Genomic DNA, 749 nt, shown 5'->3' with positions numbered 1-749 from the left:
TGTCCAGCCGATAGATGGGTAACACTTTGAACCGGATACATAGGTAACAGTTTTCCCCCTTATGATAGGTTCGTCGCAGCGCCAAGCGGTTGGGTTGGCGCTACGCTGCGGCGAACCAGTTTCTTGTGCTTGTGGTCGATGAAGCCGAGCGGATGGGCATAGAAGCGCATCGCCCATTCGCCGTTCTCGGTTTCTTCGATGGCAATCGGCTCGCCTGCCAGCGTGGCCGAGACGTAGATCTCGGCGCCCTGCCATTTGACGGCGCCGTTCTGGCGCACGCTGCGCACTGCCGCCTCGGCCGGATAATCCGGCTCGGGGGTCGTCTTGGGCATGGGGCGGGTCGAGGGACGGTAATGCTGTGCTGGGGTGTCCATGCCAAGCGCCTCGTGCGGGCGCTCCTCATTGTAGCTGCGCCGGAAGGCCTCGAACGCCTGGGCTTGAGCCGCCCTGTCGGCCTCCGGTGCCTTGGCCATCGGCAGCATGGTCAGGTGGAAACGCTCATGGCGCCCGTTTTGCTGCGGCTTGCCCGGTTGGATGCGCTCAAGGGCGATGCCGAGCTTGATGAAGCGCGCCGCAAGCGGCGCCAGCCCGGTGACGCCGGTCGACGCAAATGGTGAGCCATTGTCGCTTCTGAAGCGATCGGGCAGGCCGTTCTCCTCAAACAACCGCTCAAACACCGGCCAAGCCTCCTCATCCGCCGTCGAACTCGTTGCCTCGAGCCCCAACAGGTAGCGGCTCGACACATCCAT

Annotated in this window: 1 protein-coding gene; it reads right to left on the bottom strand. The window is 63.4% G+C overall.

Annotation, left to right across the window (positions count from 1 at the left end; genetic code table 11):
* Positions 1 to 59 precede the first annotated feature (59 nt).
* Positions 60 to 749 (bottom strand): integrase core domain-containing protein (locus NKJ06_RS35605; protein ID WP_352812613.1); only part of this gene is annotated, 690 nt, incomplete at its 5' end.

The sequence above is a fragment of the Mesorhizobium sp. M0293 genome, from assembly GCF_040321735.1.
Lineage (GTDB): Bacteria > Pseudomonadota > Alphaproteobacteria > Rhizobiales > Rhizobiaceae > Mesorhizobium.
Note: the sequence above shows the minus strand (reverse complement) of the source record. Positions and strands in the feature narration are given on the sequence as shown.